The sequence below is a fragment of the Lactococcus protaetiae genome, assembly GCF_006965445.1.
In the GTDB taxonomy this organism is placed as follows: domain Bacteria; phylum Bacillota; class Bacilli; order Lactobacillales; family Streptococcaceae; genus Lactococcus; species Lactococcus protaetiae.
The window spans coordinates 2,644,208-2,660,918 of the sequence record NZ_CP041356.1 but is presented as its reverse complement, the minus strand read 5'-3'; the positions used below and the strand labels follow the sequence as shown (position 1 = coordinate 2,660,918).

Here is a 16,711-nt window from a genome sequence, read left to right as displayed (position 1 = left end):
GACAAAACATTGGAGGGGATTTCAATAATAAAATGGGGAAATAGATATATTGATAGTTATTCTTATGGTGCGGAAGTCGTGATAGATAAGAAGGAAACCAAATTTGCATCACCTATGATGCCCGTAGGAGCAAAGATAAAAACATGGAATTCTATAGGAAATTACTCAAAAAATCGTATCTCTCCTTTACTCCCCCTACTAGCAGCAAATCAATACTATGAAATAGGATTGTATCTTGAAGAAGCTGAGCAAAATCATCTTCAAGCGACTATAGAATTTTATGATAAGTTCAACAATAAAATTGGTATGGAATATTTTGAAAATTTGAAATTAGTTTTCAAATATCCTGAGGAAGCAGCTAGTTATAAAATCAGTCTAATTAATCAAAGACATGATGTCATAGTCTTCTACTTCCTGCTCATAATGAATAGTTCTTTTAAAGAAAAATATGAGCTATTGATAAATAAAAAGATAGGTATTTTAGAATTAGCTAGTCATAAAATAGACGAGAGTAATGAAAAGTTAGAGATAGTGATTAATTATTTGCTAAGAGAAACTTCGGTTATTCCATTATCAAATGATAAGGAAAATAGACTATGCCTTTTTGTGAATAGAGGAGAAGATGACTTTTTAAAGTTCTTAATGAATGTATTAAAGTACATGAAAAACGGTACAAAGGAAGTTTTCATATCACAGGGTCAAAATTTTGAGTTTCTTTCAAGACCCTATCAGCTTTTACCAAATATTCTATCTTCTTTATTTCCGAGTCACAATATTTTATCGAACATTCAAAGTCAGGAGTCGGGACAAAATGACAGAGAAATTCGGAAATATGTATATATAGCTCAACAAATGCAGCAAAGAATATCGGACGTATCAAATTAAGATAGAGCATCAATTTTATAGTCATAGGTTATCAGAGAGGGAGAAGAAATGAATTTTTTCATTAATAAAGCAATGGGAATAGGGAATTCTGGTGTTGAACATGCTCAGTTTTATAGAGCTAAGTTATTTGATCGTGTCAATCTGCCCTATAAATATATCTTTACGGGACTTGTGAAAGAGCTATCAGAAGCTATGGAGCATTGGGAGTTAAAACAAAATCAAGTTATTGATATTTGGGAGTTTTTTACCTTTGGGAAAAAAATTGTTGAAACGGGAGTGGTCAGAAAAAATGAACGTTTAGATAAAATTTTTAAGGATAATTCAGAAACACACCGTATTGTACAGACATTAACATCAACAGGTATGCTCATAAGAGAGCATATTGAGAAATCTCCTAATCCCAAAGATACTAACCTCCTTCTAGTTTCTAGATATAAAATTGAAATTTTTGATTTTGAAACAGGTAAACGAAAGATAATGTTCAATGAATATCGTCATCCAAGAAGAGGGAGAATACTTGAGAATATTCATGTTTATGATTTTGAAGGAGAAAATCTATTTTTTAAAAACGAGGTCTTATTTCAACGTTATTTCTTTGAAGGTTTAGATGAGCTTTTTAGTGAAAAGAACACATTCATTTTGGATAGAGGTGAAGAGCCTGAAGTTGCTTTATTCCACCATAAATATTTAGATTGCAATCTCATTGAGGTAATACATGCAGATCACTTAGGAGATAGGGCAGTCCTATCAGCACCGATGTGGAATAACTATTATGAGTACCTTTTGACTCATATTGATGCGGCTGATAGAGTTGTTGTTTCTACAGAGTTGCAAAGAGAAGATTTTTTAGTAGATTTTCCAAATAAAGATGAAAAGTTCGTTACGATTCCAGTAGGAGGGATTCGAGATAAGGAATATTCAGTTATTGATTTTTCAAAATTCAAGAAGAAACCAACTAGATTTATGACTGCATCAAGATTAGCGAGTGAAAAACATATTGATATTGCGATTAAAGCTTTTGTTTCGTTACATGAAGATTATCCAGATATCATTTTTGATATTTATGGTCAAGGGGTAGAAGAAGGTAAATTACAGCAAATGATTACCGAACTTCAAGCTAGTGATTATATTTGCCTTAAAGGGCATTCAAACAATTTAGAAGAAGTTTATAAAAAATATGATGTATTCATTTCTGCTTCATATTCAGAAGGATTTGGATTGACATATATTGAAGCTTTAGATGCAGGACTTCCCATAGTGACCTTCAAAGCACGTTTTGGTGCGATGGAGTTAATAAAAAATGGAGAAAATGGATATTTGAGAGATTTTTCTCGTCAAGATGAAGAATTTAGTGCTCATCAACTTGCTTTCGGCCTTCAAGAAATTCTAAAGAGATACTATCCTAAATTAAAGAAAAGTACGATTACTTCAGTTGAACAATTCCAAGACCATGTTATTGCAGAGAAATGGAGAAGAATGTTAGATGGATTATGAATTAGTAACGATAATCAGACCAGAAGATAAAGTCTGGAAGGAAAGTAAACAAAGAATTGAAGGAAATGGGAAAGTAATTAGTATATTACCGAGTCCAGATTTTGCAAGATTAAAGCGAGATGAAGAAGTTGAAGGAATAAATCTTTTTGATTATTTAACAAACCGCAAATATGATTTGACACAATCTTTGTTTTTCAACCAAGCTCCTGTTCCTAGTTTTTCTGAAATTTTTATGAATGAAGATTTTTCAATTTCTATCATTCATGAGGGGGAAGAGATAGGAATAATGGAATTATTCCCAAATACTAGACGTTTAGTGAAAAATGTTCAATACCATCATGGTGATGGAGAAAAAGATTTTGTACAAGAGTATACAATTGATGGCAAGATTTTTAGTGAGATTTTCTATTTCAATAATAGACCCCAAGAGATTCATTTTTATAACGAAAAGCATATTCCAATAATCAGTTATTACTTCTATGAAGGAAAATTGAATTATATAACTTTTAATGATGAAAAAACAGGAGAACCCTTATCTGGGTTCAATTCTCTGGATTTATTTATCGCTGAACAGCTACCAAAAATAGTAACTCCAAAAGACAGAGTAACTATCTCATTTTTAGGAATTGAGTTAGCTGCGTTATCCAAAACGAAGTCGCACAATATACTTCAATTGGTAGAATCACCAGTTGATGATAATGGGAATGTAAAAGGGAACCTATTACATATTTTGAAGAATGACATCAAATATATTCAAGAAGTTAAGATGTCTTTAGAGTATAAGCAATTGCTAATAAAAAAAGGTGTTCCTGTGTCTAAAGTAACAACTATCAAAAGACGGTAAAGAGAGGTGGGACAGATGATTAAAGATAAAAAGTTAGACAAAATAGAAGCAAAAACAGCTTATTGGTATAAACCGAGTCAATTAGAGATTGTGATTGAAGAAATGTTCCAAAATGAAAGTGACAGAATTATTAATGATGAGGAAGATACTGGGTATGGAAAGCTTGTAACTAGCTTGATTGCCATAATGATGTCCGCCGTTGTGCTTTTGTCTTTTGTATATAAAATTTTGTGAGCGTATAGCTAAAAGGGATAAAAGCCTTGATTATGAAGGAGAAAAAATGAAACGATGGGTGGTAAATGTTATTCAGCCACAGTCTAGAGATGCTGTAACAAAACCTAAAAGTGATGTAACAGAAATTGCACAAAGCTTGGGATATGGTCGTATAAGCATACGTATGCAAAATACACGTGAAATGTCGGATATAACATTGAAAGCATTAATTGAGGGGATAATCTCAGAAGTGGAACGAGGGGATATTGTTCTCCATCAATTTCCCACTTTACTTGGTTTTCGTTTTGAAGAGATGTTTATAAATTGCCTGAAACAGAAAGATACAAAGATTGTTGTATTAATGCATGATTCAGAGTGGTTACGAGGATTTTATCCCAAAGAGAATGATTTCTTAAACTCAGTAGACGTCGTTATAGGGCATGGAGATAAGATGAATGATGCACTTAGAAATTATGGAGTTCGCACAAATATAGTAAAAAAAGAACTTTTTGATTATCTTCAAGAAAAAGGTGTCCCTCTTTCTCATACTTTGGAGAAGAAAGCAGTTGTTGCTGGAAATCTTGATAAATCAATATTCATTGAAACGTGGTCTGGAAACATGCCAGAGTTACATGCCTTTGGAGGAAAGTCTACGAATAACTTTGGAGATAATGTTGTCTATCATGGTTCTTTTATTGCTCAAGATTTAGTAGAAAAAATCCCTAAAAATTATTTTGGAATTTCTTGGGATGATAATTTACCAGGAGGAGGAGATTATCAAGGATATACACGTTTTAATAGCCCTCATAAAGTTTCCTTGTATTTAAGTTTGGGAATGCCTGTTATTGTTTGGGAGGAGTCAGCAATAGCTGAATTTATCACAAAGAACCATTTAGGATTTACGATAACAACGCCAAACGAGATAAAAGAGAAATTTCAATCTTTAAGCGAAAAGCAATTAGTAGAATTTAAAAATAATGCTAATAAAATTTCAAAGGCTTTGAGAAGTGGTATGTTCACTCGTAAAGCAGTTATAGAAGCTGAAAGCATAATAAATGGAATAGAAAATGGATGAGACCATATTTTAACCACTAAAGCAAAATATTGATAAGAATGTCTGAATTAAATCTATATTGTGGCTTATTAAAAAGTAGAGGAATACTAGTATAGATTTCATTATTTAATAATAAGTTTGAAAAAGTCTGGGAGCAGGAAATGATAAGTAATATAGAAATGACGATAGTGAGAGAAGTAAGAGTATGGTTACCAGTTCTTAAATTTCTTTCTGAGTCAATAAACCAGAGGGGACCTTGAGTAGTAAAACTACTAAATACTCCAAAAAGCAACATTTAAAAAATAATAGGAAATTTATATATGAATTTAAAAAATAAAAATATATCCAAAATTATCTCCGAACCGAAATTAAGATATAGGATGTATAAAAGTAAGAAACGTTGGATGTACGCAGCGATATCGACAGTCAGCGTATTAGGTGGTGGTGCAGCAGGTGTAGCAGTAGCGGTGCAAGCTGAACCAGTTTTAGCCAATACATCTGGAACTACTATACCATCTGCTCAGGCACTAGGAACAACGGCTGGAGGAACCATTAATCAGGTTGCAACAGACCCAGATGTTAATCGTGGAAGCTTTGAAAGCGGTCTTGGTACGACACCTGCATCACCGACATCGGTCACTGTTGCAACTCCTAATCAAGTTGTGAATGATGCTACTTATAAAGCAACAGCTATAGCTAATGGCACCTATGCAAATGTAACAACATATGCGCAATTACAAAGTGCATGGGCGAATTCTAATATTACTTACATTGATATCACGGCTAGCATTACTTATCCTACAACTGGCGGAACAGCAATGACCAATCGTGCAGATGGTGCTAGTGTCATTGTTCAAGGTAATAATAATATAGTTGACCTAGGAACACAGACATTTGCTTGGGTAAGTAATACAAATCCTACAACATTCACATTAAGTAATATGCAAGCTCAACAAGGTTTTGCAGGAAACGATGGTAATAACTATGCATTAATTTATTCACCAAATGCAGGCCAATTAACCGTGAATGTAAATAATGTAACATTATCTTCGAGTGCATCGAATGGATATAATCCTGTCCATTTGATGTATGGTTTGGGTGGTTCAAAACTTGTCTTCTCGGGTACAAATACATTTAATATTTCTAATGAAATTACTCGTTCGGTTGGTAGTATCAATTTTGCAAATAATTCAAGTGTGACACTTAATCGTACCTCTAATGATATTGCTTTCTCAGCATTTTACTTTGAAACAATAGCACCAACAGGTAGTGTCGGTTATGGAAATACTATTACGATGGGGGATAATTCATCGTTTACTGCTAAAACATATAATGGACAGGCAGCTAACTTTCCTGCAGCGTATTTGTATATAAATGGAATAACAGCTGGTGATAATGTCAGTTGGACTCAAACTGGTTTCCAATACTTTATCAATGGTCAACAAGGTGCTTCAGCGACAGCTCAATATGTCTTTGGGCAAAACTTTAATCTTTCTATCCCTCAATCAACACAACCAGGTGCGATTCGACTACAAGGAACTCAAAGTGCAGTATTTAATGCTGGTACAACATTAGATATTAATCAGTGGTCAAATGGAGCGGTTATCCAAACAAATAGCTCTGGTTCAAGTGTTACCTTCATTTCTCCTAAGTCGTTGCATATGGCTGTTGATACAACAACAGGTTCTCCTAGTACAGGTCCTCTTGTGAGTGGTGCTGGTCAATTCACAATGAATAATTCTAGTATTAATACATGGCAAGGAACGAATGCTAAACCAGCTACTCCAGATGCAACGGGTACCTTTGGGACTTTAACAGTTCAAAATGGAACGACTACAGTTAATGGGGGAACAGCATCATCTAATATTATTAATACTAGTACACGTGAGCTTCAAACTAATGCTTTACCTGTTGGCGATATAAAGATTAATTATATTAATCAAAATGGAGATACAGTAGGAAATACAACAGTTCCATTATCTAATGATGCTAACTATATTGGCCAAAATATCAATTTAGCAAATGCAACTTATGCTATTGATAATATGCCTGCAGGATATATGTGGGCAATTGGAGGAGCTACTGATAATCAAATTTATTCAGGAGCACCAACAGGAAGCGGAGGACAACCAGGAGGAGATAGTACAACTACCACCGATAATGGTGATCAGTACGGTCAAGCCAACTTTGCCATTGTTCCTATGTCGGGAACGACCTATACTTATAATATTTACGTTTACGGTCAGGCAAATCCCAACATCAGTTATACATATGTTGATGCGCAAACAGGTCTAGCAGTAGCCACATCTTCTAGTCAGGTGGGAATTGAAAGTTCAGGTACTAGTAATGTTCCAGCTAATGTTGGAAATACGATAGATTGGACTCGAAGTCTTTATACACAAACTAATGTTCCAGATGGTTATGTATATGTCCAACCAGGATCATCGTTACTGCCAACAGGAACGAGTCAACCAACTTCAACAGTTGTTACTGATACTACAACAGCAGTTAATGAAACGATTTATGTTTACAGTCCGGCGGGAAGTGAATCATTATCTTTAAGTGAATCAGATTCAATAAGTACATCTACTAGCGTATCAACTAGTGATTCCATTTCCATAAGCACAAGTATTTCTTTGAGTGATTCAACAGAAAGTAATACGGGCTCTATGAGTGAGAGCATTTCATTAAGTGAATCTATAAGTGAGAGCCTCTCTATAAGTGATTCATCTAGTCAAAGTATCTCGTTGAGTAATTCATTGAGTGATAGTGGTTCTCTAAGTGAATCATTGAGTGACAGTCTATCTCTTAGTAACTCATTATCAGATTCAGAGTCTCTTTCACTCTCAATTAGCGATTCAAATTCATTGAGCGATAGTACCTCCCTAAGTGATTCTCTTTCAGGTTCAGAATCTCTGTCTGTTTCAATCAGTGATTCAAATTCTTTAAGCGATTCCCTTTCAAACTCAGAGTCTCTTTCACTTTCAATCAGTACCTCAAATTCATTGAGTGATAGTACTTCCCTAAGTGATTCTCTTTCAGGTTCAGAATCTCTGTCTGTTTCAATCAGTGATTCAAATTCTTTAAGCGATTCCCTTTCAAACTCAGAGTCTCTTTCACTTTCAATCAGTACCTCAAATTCATTGAGTGATAGTACTTCCCTAAGTGATTCTCTTTCAGGTTCAGAATCTCTGTCTGTTTCAATCAGTGATTCAAATTCTTTAAGCGATTCCCTTTCAAACTCAGAGTCTCTTTCACTTTCAATCAGTACCTCAAATTCATTGAGTGATAGTACCTCTCTAAGTGATTCTCTTTCAGATTCAGAATCTCTATCTGTTTCAATCAGTGAATCAACATCTTTAAGTGACTCTCTTTCTAACTCTATTAGTGAATCATCTTCAGATTCAAATTCCCTAAGTGATAGTATCTCAATGAGTGTGTCAACTTCACTCAGTGACTCTAACTCTTTGAGCACGTCAGATTCTACGAGCGCCTCAACTTCAGTTAGTGATTCTAACTCCTTGAGCACAAGCACCTCATTGAGCGATTCAAGTTCATTGAGTACCTCACTTAGTGGCTCAACTTCACTGAGCACGTCAGATTCTACGAGCTCCTCAACTTCAGTTAGTGATTCTAACTCCTTGAGCACAAGCACCTCATTGAGCGATTCAAGTTCGTTGAGTACCTCACTTAGTGGCTCAACTTCACTGAGCACGTCAAATTCCATGAGCGTGTCAACTTCAGTCAGTGATTCTAACTCTTTGAGCACAAGCACCTCATTGAGTGATTCAAGTTCAATGAGTACTTCAGTCAGTGCCTCAACTTCAGTCAGTGATTCTAACTCTTTGAGCACAAGTACCTCTCTGAGTGATTCAAGTTCACTGAGTACTTCACTTAGTGCCTCAACTTCATTGAGCACGTCAGATTCTACGAGCGCCTCAACTTCGCTTAGCGATTCTAACTCTTTGAGCACAAGTACCTCTCTGAGTGATTCAAGTTCGATGAGTACCTCACTTAGTGACTCTAACTCTTTGAGTACAAGTACCTCTCTGAGCGATTCGAGTTCGATGAGTACTTCACTCAGTGCCTCAACTTCATTGAGCACGTCAGATTCTACGAGCGTATCAACTTCAGTTAGTGATTCTAACTCTTTGAGTACAAGCACGTCTCTGAGCGATTCAAGCTCAACGAGTACCTCACTTAGTGATTCTAACTCTTTGAGCACAAGTAGCTCTCTAAGTGATTCAAGTTCGTTGAGTACCTCACTTAGTGACTCTAACTCTTTGAGTACAAGCACCTCATTGAGTGATTCAAGTTCACTGAGCACTTCACTTAGTGGCTCAACTTCGCTGAGCACGTCAGATTCTACGAGCGCCTCAACTTCGCTCAGCGATTCTAACTCTTTGAGCACAAGTAGCTCTCTGAGCGATTCAAGCTCAACAAGTACCTCACTTAGTGACTCTAACTCTTTGAGTACAAGCACCTCATTGAGTGATTCAAGTTCACTGAGCACTTCACTTAGTGGCTCAACTTCGCTGAGCACGTCAGATTCTACGAGCGCCTCAACTTCGCTCAGCGATTCTAACTCTTTGAGTACAAGTAGCTCTTTGAGTGATTCAAGTTCGTTGAGTACCTCACTTAGTGACTCTAACTCTTTGAGTACAAGCACCTCATTGAGTGATTCAAGTTCACTGAGCACTTCACTTAGTGGCTCAACTTCGCTGAGCACGTCAGATTCTACGAGCGCCTCAACTTCGCTCAGCGATTCTAACTCTTTGAGCACAAATAGCTCTCTGAGCGATTCAAGCTCAACAAGTACCTCACTTAGTGACTCTAACTCTTTGAGTACAAGCACCTCATTGAGTGATTCAAGTTCACTGAGCACTTCACTTAGTGGCTCAACTTCGCTGAGCACGTCAGATTCTACGAGCGCCTCAACTTCGCTCAGCGATTCTAACTCTTTGAGCACAAGTAGCTCTTTGAGTGATTCAAGTTCAACGAGTACCTCACTTAGTGCCTCAACTTCGATGAGCACGTCAGAATCTACGAGCGCCTCAACTTCAGTCAGTGATTCTAACTCTTTGAGCACAAGTAGCTCTTTGAGTGCTTCAAGTTCGTTGAGTACCTCACTTAGTGACTCTAACTCTTTGAGTACAAGCACCTCATTGAGTGCTTCAAGTTCACTGAGCACTTCACTCAGTGGCTCAACTTCGATGAGCACGTCAGATTCTACGAGCGTATCAACTTCAGTCAGTGATTCTAACTCTTTGAGCACGAGTAGCTCTCTAAGCGATTCAAGTTCGATGAGCACATCGCTTAGTGACTCTAACTCTTTGAGTACAAGTAGCTCATTGAGTGCTTCAAGTTCACTGAGCACTTCACTTAGTGCTTCAAATTCACTCAGTACCTCAAGTTCTTCAAGCTTATCAACATCTTTGAGTACTTCGACTTCAATGAGTATGTCAGATTCTATGAGCGCCTCAACTTCGCTCAGCGATTCTAACTCTTTGAGTACAAGTACCTCTCTGAGTGATTCAAGTTCGATGAGTACTTCAGTCAGTGCCTCAACTTCATTGAGCACGTCAGATTCTACAAGCACCTCAACTTCGCTCAGTGATTCTAACTCTTTAAGCACAAGTAGTTCTTTGAGTGATTCAAGTTCACTGAGCACTTCACTTAGTGCTTCAACTTCATTGAGCACGTCAGACTCTACGAGCGCCTCAACTTCAGTCAGTGATTCTAACTCTTTGAGCACAAGTAGCTCTCTAAGTGATTCAAGTTCGTTGAGTACCTCACTTAGTGACTCTAACTCTTTGAGTACAAGTACCTCTCTGAGCGATTCAAGTTCACTGAGCACTTCACTTAGTGCTTCAACTTCATTGAGCACGTCAGACTCTACGAGCGCCTCAACTTCAGTTAGTGATTCTAACTCTTTGAGCACAAGTAGCTCTCTAAGTGATTCAAGTTCGTTGAGTACCTCACTTAGTGACTCTAACTCTTTGAGTACAAGCACCTCATTGAGCGATTCAAGTTCACTGAGCACTTCACTTAGTGCTTCAACTTCATTGAGTACGTCAGATTCTACGAGCGCCTCAACTTCAGTCAGTGATTCTAACTCCTTGAGTACGAGTACCTCATTGAGCGATTCAAGCTCAACGAGTACCTCACTTAGTGACTCTAACTCTTTGAGCACAAGTACCTCATTGAGTAATTCAAGTTCGATGAGTACTTCACTCAGTGCCTCAACTTCATTGAGTACGTCAGATTCTACGAGTGTCTCAACTTCAGTTAGTGATTCTAACTCCTTGAGTACGAGTACCTCATTGAGTGCTTCAAGTTCGATGAGTACTTCACTCAGTGCCTCAACTTCATTGAGTACGTCAGATTCTACGAGTGTCTCAACTTCAGTTAGTGATTCTAACTCTTTGAGTACAAGCACGTCTCTGAGCGATTCAAGCTCAACGAGTACGTCACTCAGTGATTCTAACTCTTTGAGCACAAGCACCTCTCTGAGTGATTCAAGTTCGATGAGCACTTCACTTAGTGCTTCAAATTCACTAAGTACCTCAAGTTCTTCAAGCTTATCAACATCTTTGAGTACTTCGACTTCAATGAGTATGTCAGATTCTACGAGCACATCAACTTCAGTCAGTGATTCTAACTCTTTGAGTACAAGTACCTCTCTGAGTGATTCAAGTTCGATGAGTACTTCAGTCAGTGCCTCAAGTTCGATGAGCACGTCAGATTCTACGAGCGTGTCAACTTCAGTCAGTGATTCTAACTCTTTGAGCACAAGTACCTCATTGAGCGATTCAAGTTCACTGAGTACTTCACTTAGTGCCTCAACTTCATTGAGCACGTCAGATTCTACGAGCGCCTCAACTTCGCTTAGCGATTCTAACTCTTTGAGCACAAGTACCTCTCTGAGTGATTCAAGTTCGATGAGTACCTCACTTAGTGACTCTAACTCTTTGAGTACAAGTACCTCTCTGAGCGATTCGAGTTCGATGAGTACTTCACTCAGTGCCTCAACTTCATTGAGCACGTCAGATTCTACGAGCGTATCAACTTCAGTTAGTGATTCTAACTCTTTGAGTACAAGCACGTCTCTGAGCGATTCAAGCTCAACGAGTACCTCACTTAGTGACTCTAACTCTTTGAGTACAAGCACCTCATTGAGTGCTTCAAGTTCACTGAGCACTTCACTCAGTGCCTCAACTTCATCGAGCACATTAGAATCTACGAGCACATCAACTTCGCTCAGCGATTCTAACTCCTTGAGCACAAGTACCTCTCTGAGTGATTCAAGTTCGATGAGTGCCTCACTCAGTGCTTCAAATTCACTCAGTACCTCAAGTTCTTCAAGCTTATCAACATCTTTGAGTACTTCGACTTCAATGAGTATGTCAGATTCTACGAGCGCCTCAACTTCGCTCAGTGATTCTAACTCTTTGAGCACAAGTAGCTCTTTGAGTGATTCAAGTTCAACGAGTACTTCACTTAGTGCTTCAACTTCAATGAGTATGTCAGATTCTACGAGCACATCAACTTCAGTCAGTGATTCTAACTCCTTGAGCACAAGTACCTCATTGAGTGATTCGAGTTCCACGAGTGCCTCACTCAGTGCTTCAAGCTCAATGAGTACATTGGCTTCATCAAGTCTGTCTACTTCGTTAAGCGATTCAGGTTCGCTGAGTCTCTCAGATTCAACGAGTTTATCTACATCATTGAGTCTTTCGAATTCACTAAGTACATCGGATTCGGCAAGCTTATCAACGTCCTTGAGTGCTTCAAACTCACTGAGTACGTCTGACTCGTCAAGTTTGTCTACATCTTTAAGTACTTCGAACTCTTTGAGTACAAGCACCTCTTTGAGCAACTCAAGCTCAGCGAGTGCATCTTTAAGTGCTTCAAATTCATTGAGCCTTTCAGATTCTATGAGTTTATCAATGTCAACAAGTAGCTCAGATTCAATGAGTTTAAGTACCTCTTTAAGTAATGGAAGTGGAAATACTGGTGCATCAGGTAATCTAAATTCATCGAACGGTGGTTTATCTGGAACATCAAATGGTATGGCAAATTCTTTACCGAAAACTGGAGAAACCAATGATGCTTTAGCCACTGGAACTGGTTGGGCGACTCTTCTAGGAGCTATTGGTGCAACACTTTTGGGAAGAAGACGTAGAAAAGAAGAAAGAGATGGGGAATAAACGATAGGGTGTTTAACATCTTAAATTTATAACCCTAAAAGAACTAAATAAAAGAAGGCTTTGCATTTGCAGGCTTTCTTTTAGGATGTTCTTGATAGTTTACTTTTGTGACCTTTAAAAGATATTTATATTGAGGAAGATGAATGAGGAAAAAGTTGAAAAAAAATAAAAATAAAACAGATACTTACATGACCTACAAGCTAGTAGCAGGTACAGCACTAGCCTTGGGGATAAGTACGTTTGGTGCTACGGCTCATGCAGATGAGTTACCAGTTTCGAATGAGGTGACGTGTACGTCACAGGTTGTGAATAATGGTAATGAATTAGTAACGAGTGATGATTCGGGTCAAACGAATACAGGTGATACGGGTCAAGTAACAACAGATAATAATAATGAGACGCCAGACAATACGCCAGATGAGACGGGAAGCAATGGGGAGAGTTCGGAAGGAACGGGAAATTCAGGAGATGATTCGTCAGTCACGCCTCCAGATGAAACTAAACCTACGGAGCCTAGCACGCCGCCTACTCCACCGAGTACGCCGGATAAACCGAAACCGACGCCTCCAAAACCAAGCACACCAGCATCACCAAGTAAGCCGAAGCCAGCATCACCTAAGCCAAGTACTCCGAGTAAAACGATTAGCTCATCTACAAAAACTGTAACAAGTCATGTTTTTTCACATTCTGAAACAGTTGTTTCTAGTTATGCGAATTCTGCTTATTATCAGTCTTCGACAGTGGGAAGCTCAAAGCTGAGTAACGCCACTTCCATTTATACAGGTCCTGTATTGAAGAAAATAGAGGCGGCTCAACCCATTAAGAAAATTGATACGTCTAGCCCAGAAGCTTTCATCAAGAGTATTGCACCTCGAGTACAGGTTTTGGCGGGTAAAAATAATCTTTTTGCTTCGATTATCTTGGCGCAAGCGATTTTAGAGTCGGGTTATGGTCAAAGTAATATGGCTCAGAAGTACTTTAATATTTTCAATATTACAGGGGCTTATTTAGGGAAATCAGTGACATTCCAAACGCAAGAGTTTGCTGGAACTAATCCTTATTTTACTCAACAGAGTTTTCGAGTTTATAGTAACTATGATCAATCTTTAGATGATTATATTAACTTAATGTTGAAAGGGACGACTTGGAATCCAGATATTTATGCAGGTTCTTGGAAGTCTCAGTCGAAAACTTATCAAGAAGCAGCGGAATCATTGCAGGGTGTTTTTGCGACAGATCCTGACTATGCTCAAAAACTGATTGATATTATCCAAGAATATAATCTGAATTTCTATGACAATGTAGATAGTAGTACTCAAGTATGGGCGTCAGATACACCAGCAAGTCCTGTGTTAAGTTCAAAATTGGATACATCGAATTTTCCTGCTTATAATGGGGTGGAATATCCAGGTTCAGAGAGTTATGCGTTTGGAAATTGTACGCAGTATGTGTATAACCGAATCATTCAACTTGGGGGTCAGATTGGAACTCATATGGGTAATGGTGGTGAATGGGGGATTAATGCTCAGGCACAAGGTTATTATACGACGACTGTTCCAACAGAGGGTTATGCGGTAAGTTTCCCTCCAGGAGTTGCGGGTTCGAGTTCTGTTTATGGTCATGTGGCTTTTGTAGAGAAGGTGTATCCAGATAATTCAATATTAGTTTCTGAGATGAATGTTAAGGGGAATAATATTGTGAGTGAGCGTCATATTTCTGCTGGAGTGGCGGCATTGGCAACTTATATTCAACCTAAATGAGAATGTAAGAGTTCTTGAGATTTAGTATCATCAATAATTGAGTAATTAAAGATTCATTATATTTAGAAGTGTAATAGGGAGGTGAGGATAAAGTGAAATATAATACTAAAAATTATGACTATCTTATAGTTGGAGCTGGTCCTTTTGGCTCGGTATTTGCTTATGAGGCTGCCAAACGTGGTAAACGTTCACTAGTTATAGATAAACGATTACATATTGGAGGGAATATGTTTACACATAAAGAACATGGTATTAATATCCATGACTATGGTGCTCATATATTTCATACAAATGATGAACGAATTTGGAACTATGTGAATCAGTTTACAGAATTCATGAGTTACACAAATCAGGTGTTGGCTAATTATAAAGGTGAACTTTATAACCTTCCGTTTAATATGAATACTTTTTATCAAATGTGGGGAGTAAAGACTCCTAGGGAAGCAAAGGATAAAATTTTTGAACAGAAAAGTGTAGCTGAAATATCTAAGAATCCAAAAAACTTAGAAGAGCAAGCGATTGCCCTAATTGGTACAGATATTTATAAAAAACTTATAAAGGGTTATACAGAAAAACAATGGGGGCGAAAAGCGACAGAATTGCCCGCATTCATCATTCGGAGGCTACCAGTACGTTACACATTTGATAATAACTATTTTGATGATCGGTATCAAGGAATACCTATAGATGGCTATACACAGATTTTTAATAAAATGCTACAGTCTGAATTAATTGATGTTCAGATGGGCGTAGATTTTTTTCATGCTAGAGAAGAATATTTAGAGGAGTTTCCACGTATTGTTTATACTGGGATGATTGACCAATTTTTTGATTATAAGTTTGGTGAACTTGAGTATCGCTCAATCTGTTTTGAGTCACAAGTTTTCGAATCAGATAATATGCAGGGAAATGCTGTGATTAACTATACTGATTCTGAAACTCCGTTTACTCGCGTGATGGAATGGCGACATTTTGATAAGAGGGCAGAGGGTGGTTATACTGTTTTGACTAAAGAATACCCTCAAAAGTGGGATAAGACCAAAGAAGCATATTATCCTATAAATGATAAAAAAATTCAGAGATATTTAAAAAATATAGAAGAGAAGCTGATAAATATAATCAAGTTATTTTTGGAGGACGATTGGGAAATTACCAATACTATGACATGGATCAGGTTTTTAATGCAGCTTTAAAAGCTGTTGATAAAGAATTCAGTAGGGAGTAGGAAACGGCAGAAGTGATTTACAATATTTTGTTCAGTATGATGTTGATAATATCAATTGGGATTGTTATAGCGATTTTTATGCAACCGTCGAAACAGGATGGAGCAATAAATGCTTTTTCGGGAGGAACAGAAGAATTAATTGACAGTCATAAATCAAGAGGGGCTGAATTTATGATTCGATGTTTTACTTCGGTCATGATTGTATTTTGGTTAGTGATTAGTTTGAGTTTAGTTATTTTATCAGCTTATTAGGAATAGTGTCTGAGAGAGTTTTATGTATCAAATTAGGAATTCGTAAGTTACTATTTTGAAGTTATGGATAAATTAAAGAATTATTGAAAAGAGAAAGATATGGATACTCTTCAAAAAGAACAGTTAGATGTCAATGAACAGTTAAAGAAATTGAAAGCAGAAATACGCCGCTATAGAATTCCTATTCTGAAACTTTCAGAAGATATAGGGTATCCAGCGGCACTGGTATCGGATATTATATTTTTGAGAAAAAAGCCTGATATGAGAATGTTGAGAAAGATAGAAATTGCTTTAAATAATTCGATTAAGGACATAGTGGTAGCTCAGAATAAAAGTAATAGGCAAGCTTCAAGTTATGAGCTAAAGAGGTTAAAATATCCTACTCAATATGATAAAGGTAAGTCGGAAGTAGTAGAAGAACTTGGGAGAAAGTTAAAACGATAAGAGCTAGACTTCAACTTTCAAAGTTTGAATTTGGAGCAAGACTTTCACCTGCTTTACCACCTGAAATGATACAAGAAATAGAGGCAAATCAAATTATTCCAACATTGGAGCATCTCATCCAAATTGCTGATTTAGGAAAAGTCACTTTAGATTGGTTGTTAAGATATGATAGATGATAATAACTAAGGGTTGTAAAACCCTTTTTTGATTATGAGAGATAAGTCAGTTTGATTTACTTTTTGAACTATAAATGTGGTTAAAAATCTTGAGGGAATTAAGCAGAAGAGGGTGATAGTACCTGTTTTTGGCTTGACTATTCTCTTTTTTATT

The 16,711-nt window shown here is 37.2% G+C and carries 12 protein-coding genes and 1 pseudogene; 12 read left to right on the top strand and 1 reads right to left on the bottom strand.

The window, feature by feature from the left end; genetic code table 11:
* Positions 1-9: 9 nt before the first annotated feature.
* The 6 genes and pseudogenes from asp3 to FLP15_RS13925 all read left to right on the top strand — a co-directional run.
* A complete protein-coding gene (asp3, locus tag FLP15_RS12475) occupies positions 10-885 on the top strand; it encodes an accessory Sec system protein Asp3 (protein ID WP_142767363.1) in 876 nt (291 codons plus the stop codon).
* A gap of 48 nt (positions 886-933) precedes the next feature.
* Entirely contained in the window at positions 934-2,379 is a 1,446-nt protein-coding gene (locus FLP15_RS12470; RefSeq protein ID WP_142767362.1) for a glycosyltransferase, read from the top strand.
* Positions 2,369-3,223, top strand: coding sequence for a hypothetical protein (locus FLP15_RS12465; protein WP_142767361.1), 855 nt, complete (start codon positions 2,369-2,371; stop codon positions 3,221-3,223). Before FLP15_RS12470 ends, FLP15_RS12465 begins: the two co-directional genes overlap by 11 nt.
* Before the next feature lie 15 nt (positions 3,224-3,238).
* A complete protein-coding gene (locus FLP15_RS12460) occupies positions 3,239-3,457 on the top strand; it encodes a hypothetical protein (RefSeq protein WP_142767360.1) in 219 nt (72 codons plus the stop codon).
* Positions 3,458-3,503: 46 nt separating this feature from the next.
* Positions 3,504-4,511 (top strand): glycosyltransferase, encoded by a 1,008-nt coding sequence (locus FLP15_RS12455; protein ID WP_142767359.1) that lies wholly within the window; start codon positions 3,504-3,506, stop codon positions 4,509-4,511.
* Positions 4,512-4,810: 299 nt separating this feature from the next.
* Positions 4,811-4,912: pseudogene (locus FLP15_RS13925) on the top strand (KxYKxGKxW signal peptide domain-containing protein); the annotation flags it as partial.
* 2,312 nt (positions 4,913-7,224) lie between these two features.
* Here FLP15_RS13925 and FLP15_RS12440 read toward each other — a convergent pair.
* Positions 7,225-12,612 (bottom strand): hypothetical protein, encoded by a 5,388-nt coding sequence (locus FLP15_RS12440; protein ID WP_142767357.1) that lies wholly within the window; start codon positions 12,610-12,612, stop codon positions 7,225-7,227.
* Between FLP15_RS12440 and FLP15_RS13920 the strand changes: the two genes are divergently transcribed.
* From FLP15_RS13920 to FLP15_RS13915, 6 genes are all read left to right on the top strand, one after another.
* Entirely contained in the window at positions 12,563-12,700 is a 138-nt protein-coding gene (locus tag FLP15_RS13920; protein ID WP_223804777.1) for an LPXTG cell wall anchor domain-containing protein, read from the top strand. The two genes, FLP15_RS12440 and FLP15_RS13920, sit on opposite strands and share 50 nt — an antisense overlap.
* Before the next feature lie 188 nt (positions 12,701-12,888).
* Positions 12,889-14,460 carry an amidase domain-containing protein gene (locus FLP15_RS12435; protein WP_142767519.1) on the top strand — a complete coding sequence of 524 codons (1,572 nt, stop codon included), beginning with the start codon at positions 12,889-12,891 and terminating at the stop codon, positions 14,458-14,460.
* A 92-nt stretch (positions 14,461-14,552) separates the two neighbouring features.
* The gene (gene glf / locus FLP15_RS12430; RefSeq protein ID WP_425351481.1) at positions 14,553-15,653 is read left to right on the top strand and encodes a UDP-galactopyranose mutase; all 1,101 of its coding nucleotides are present in this window, start codon (positions 14,553-14,555) and stop codon (positions 15,651-15,653) included.
* 44 nt (positions 15,654-15,697) lie between these two features.
* On the top strand, positions 15,698-15,937 hold the full coding sequence (secG, locus tag FLP15_RS12425; protein ID WP_223804654.1) for a preprotein translocase subunit SecG: 240 nt from the start codon (positions 15,698-15,700) through the stop codon (positions 15,935-15,937).
* 99 nt (positions 15,938-16,036) lie between these two features.
* Positions 16,037-16,381, top strand: coding sequence for a hypothetical protein (locus FLP15_RS12420; protein ID WP_142767356.1), 345 nt, complete (start codon positions 16,037-16,039; stop codon positions 16,379-16,381).
* Positions 16,378-16,557, top strand: coding sequence for a helix-turn-helix domain-containing protein (locus FLP15_RS13915; RefSeq protein ID WP_142767355.1), 180 nt, complete (start codon positions 16,378-16,380; stop codon positions 16,555-16,557). Before FLP15_RS12420 ends, FLP15_RS13915 begins: the two co-directional genes overlap by 4 nt.
* Positions 16,558-16,711: the final 154 nt, after the last annotated feature.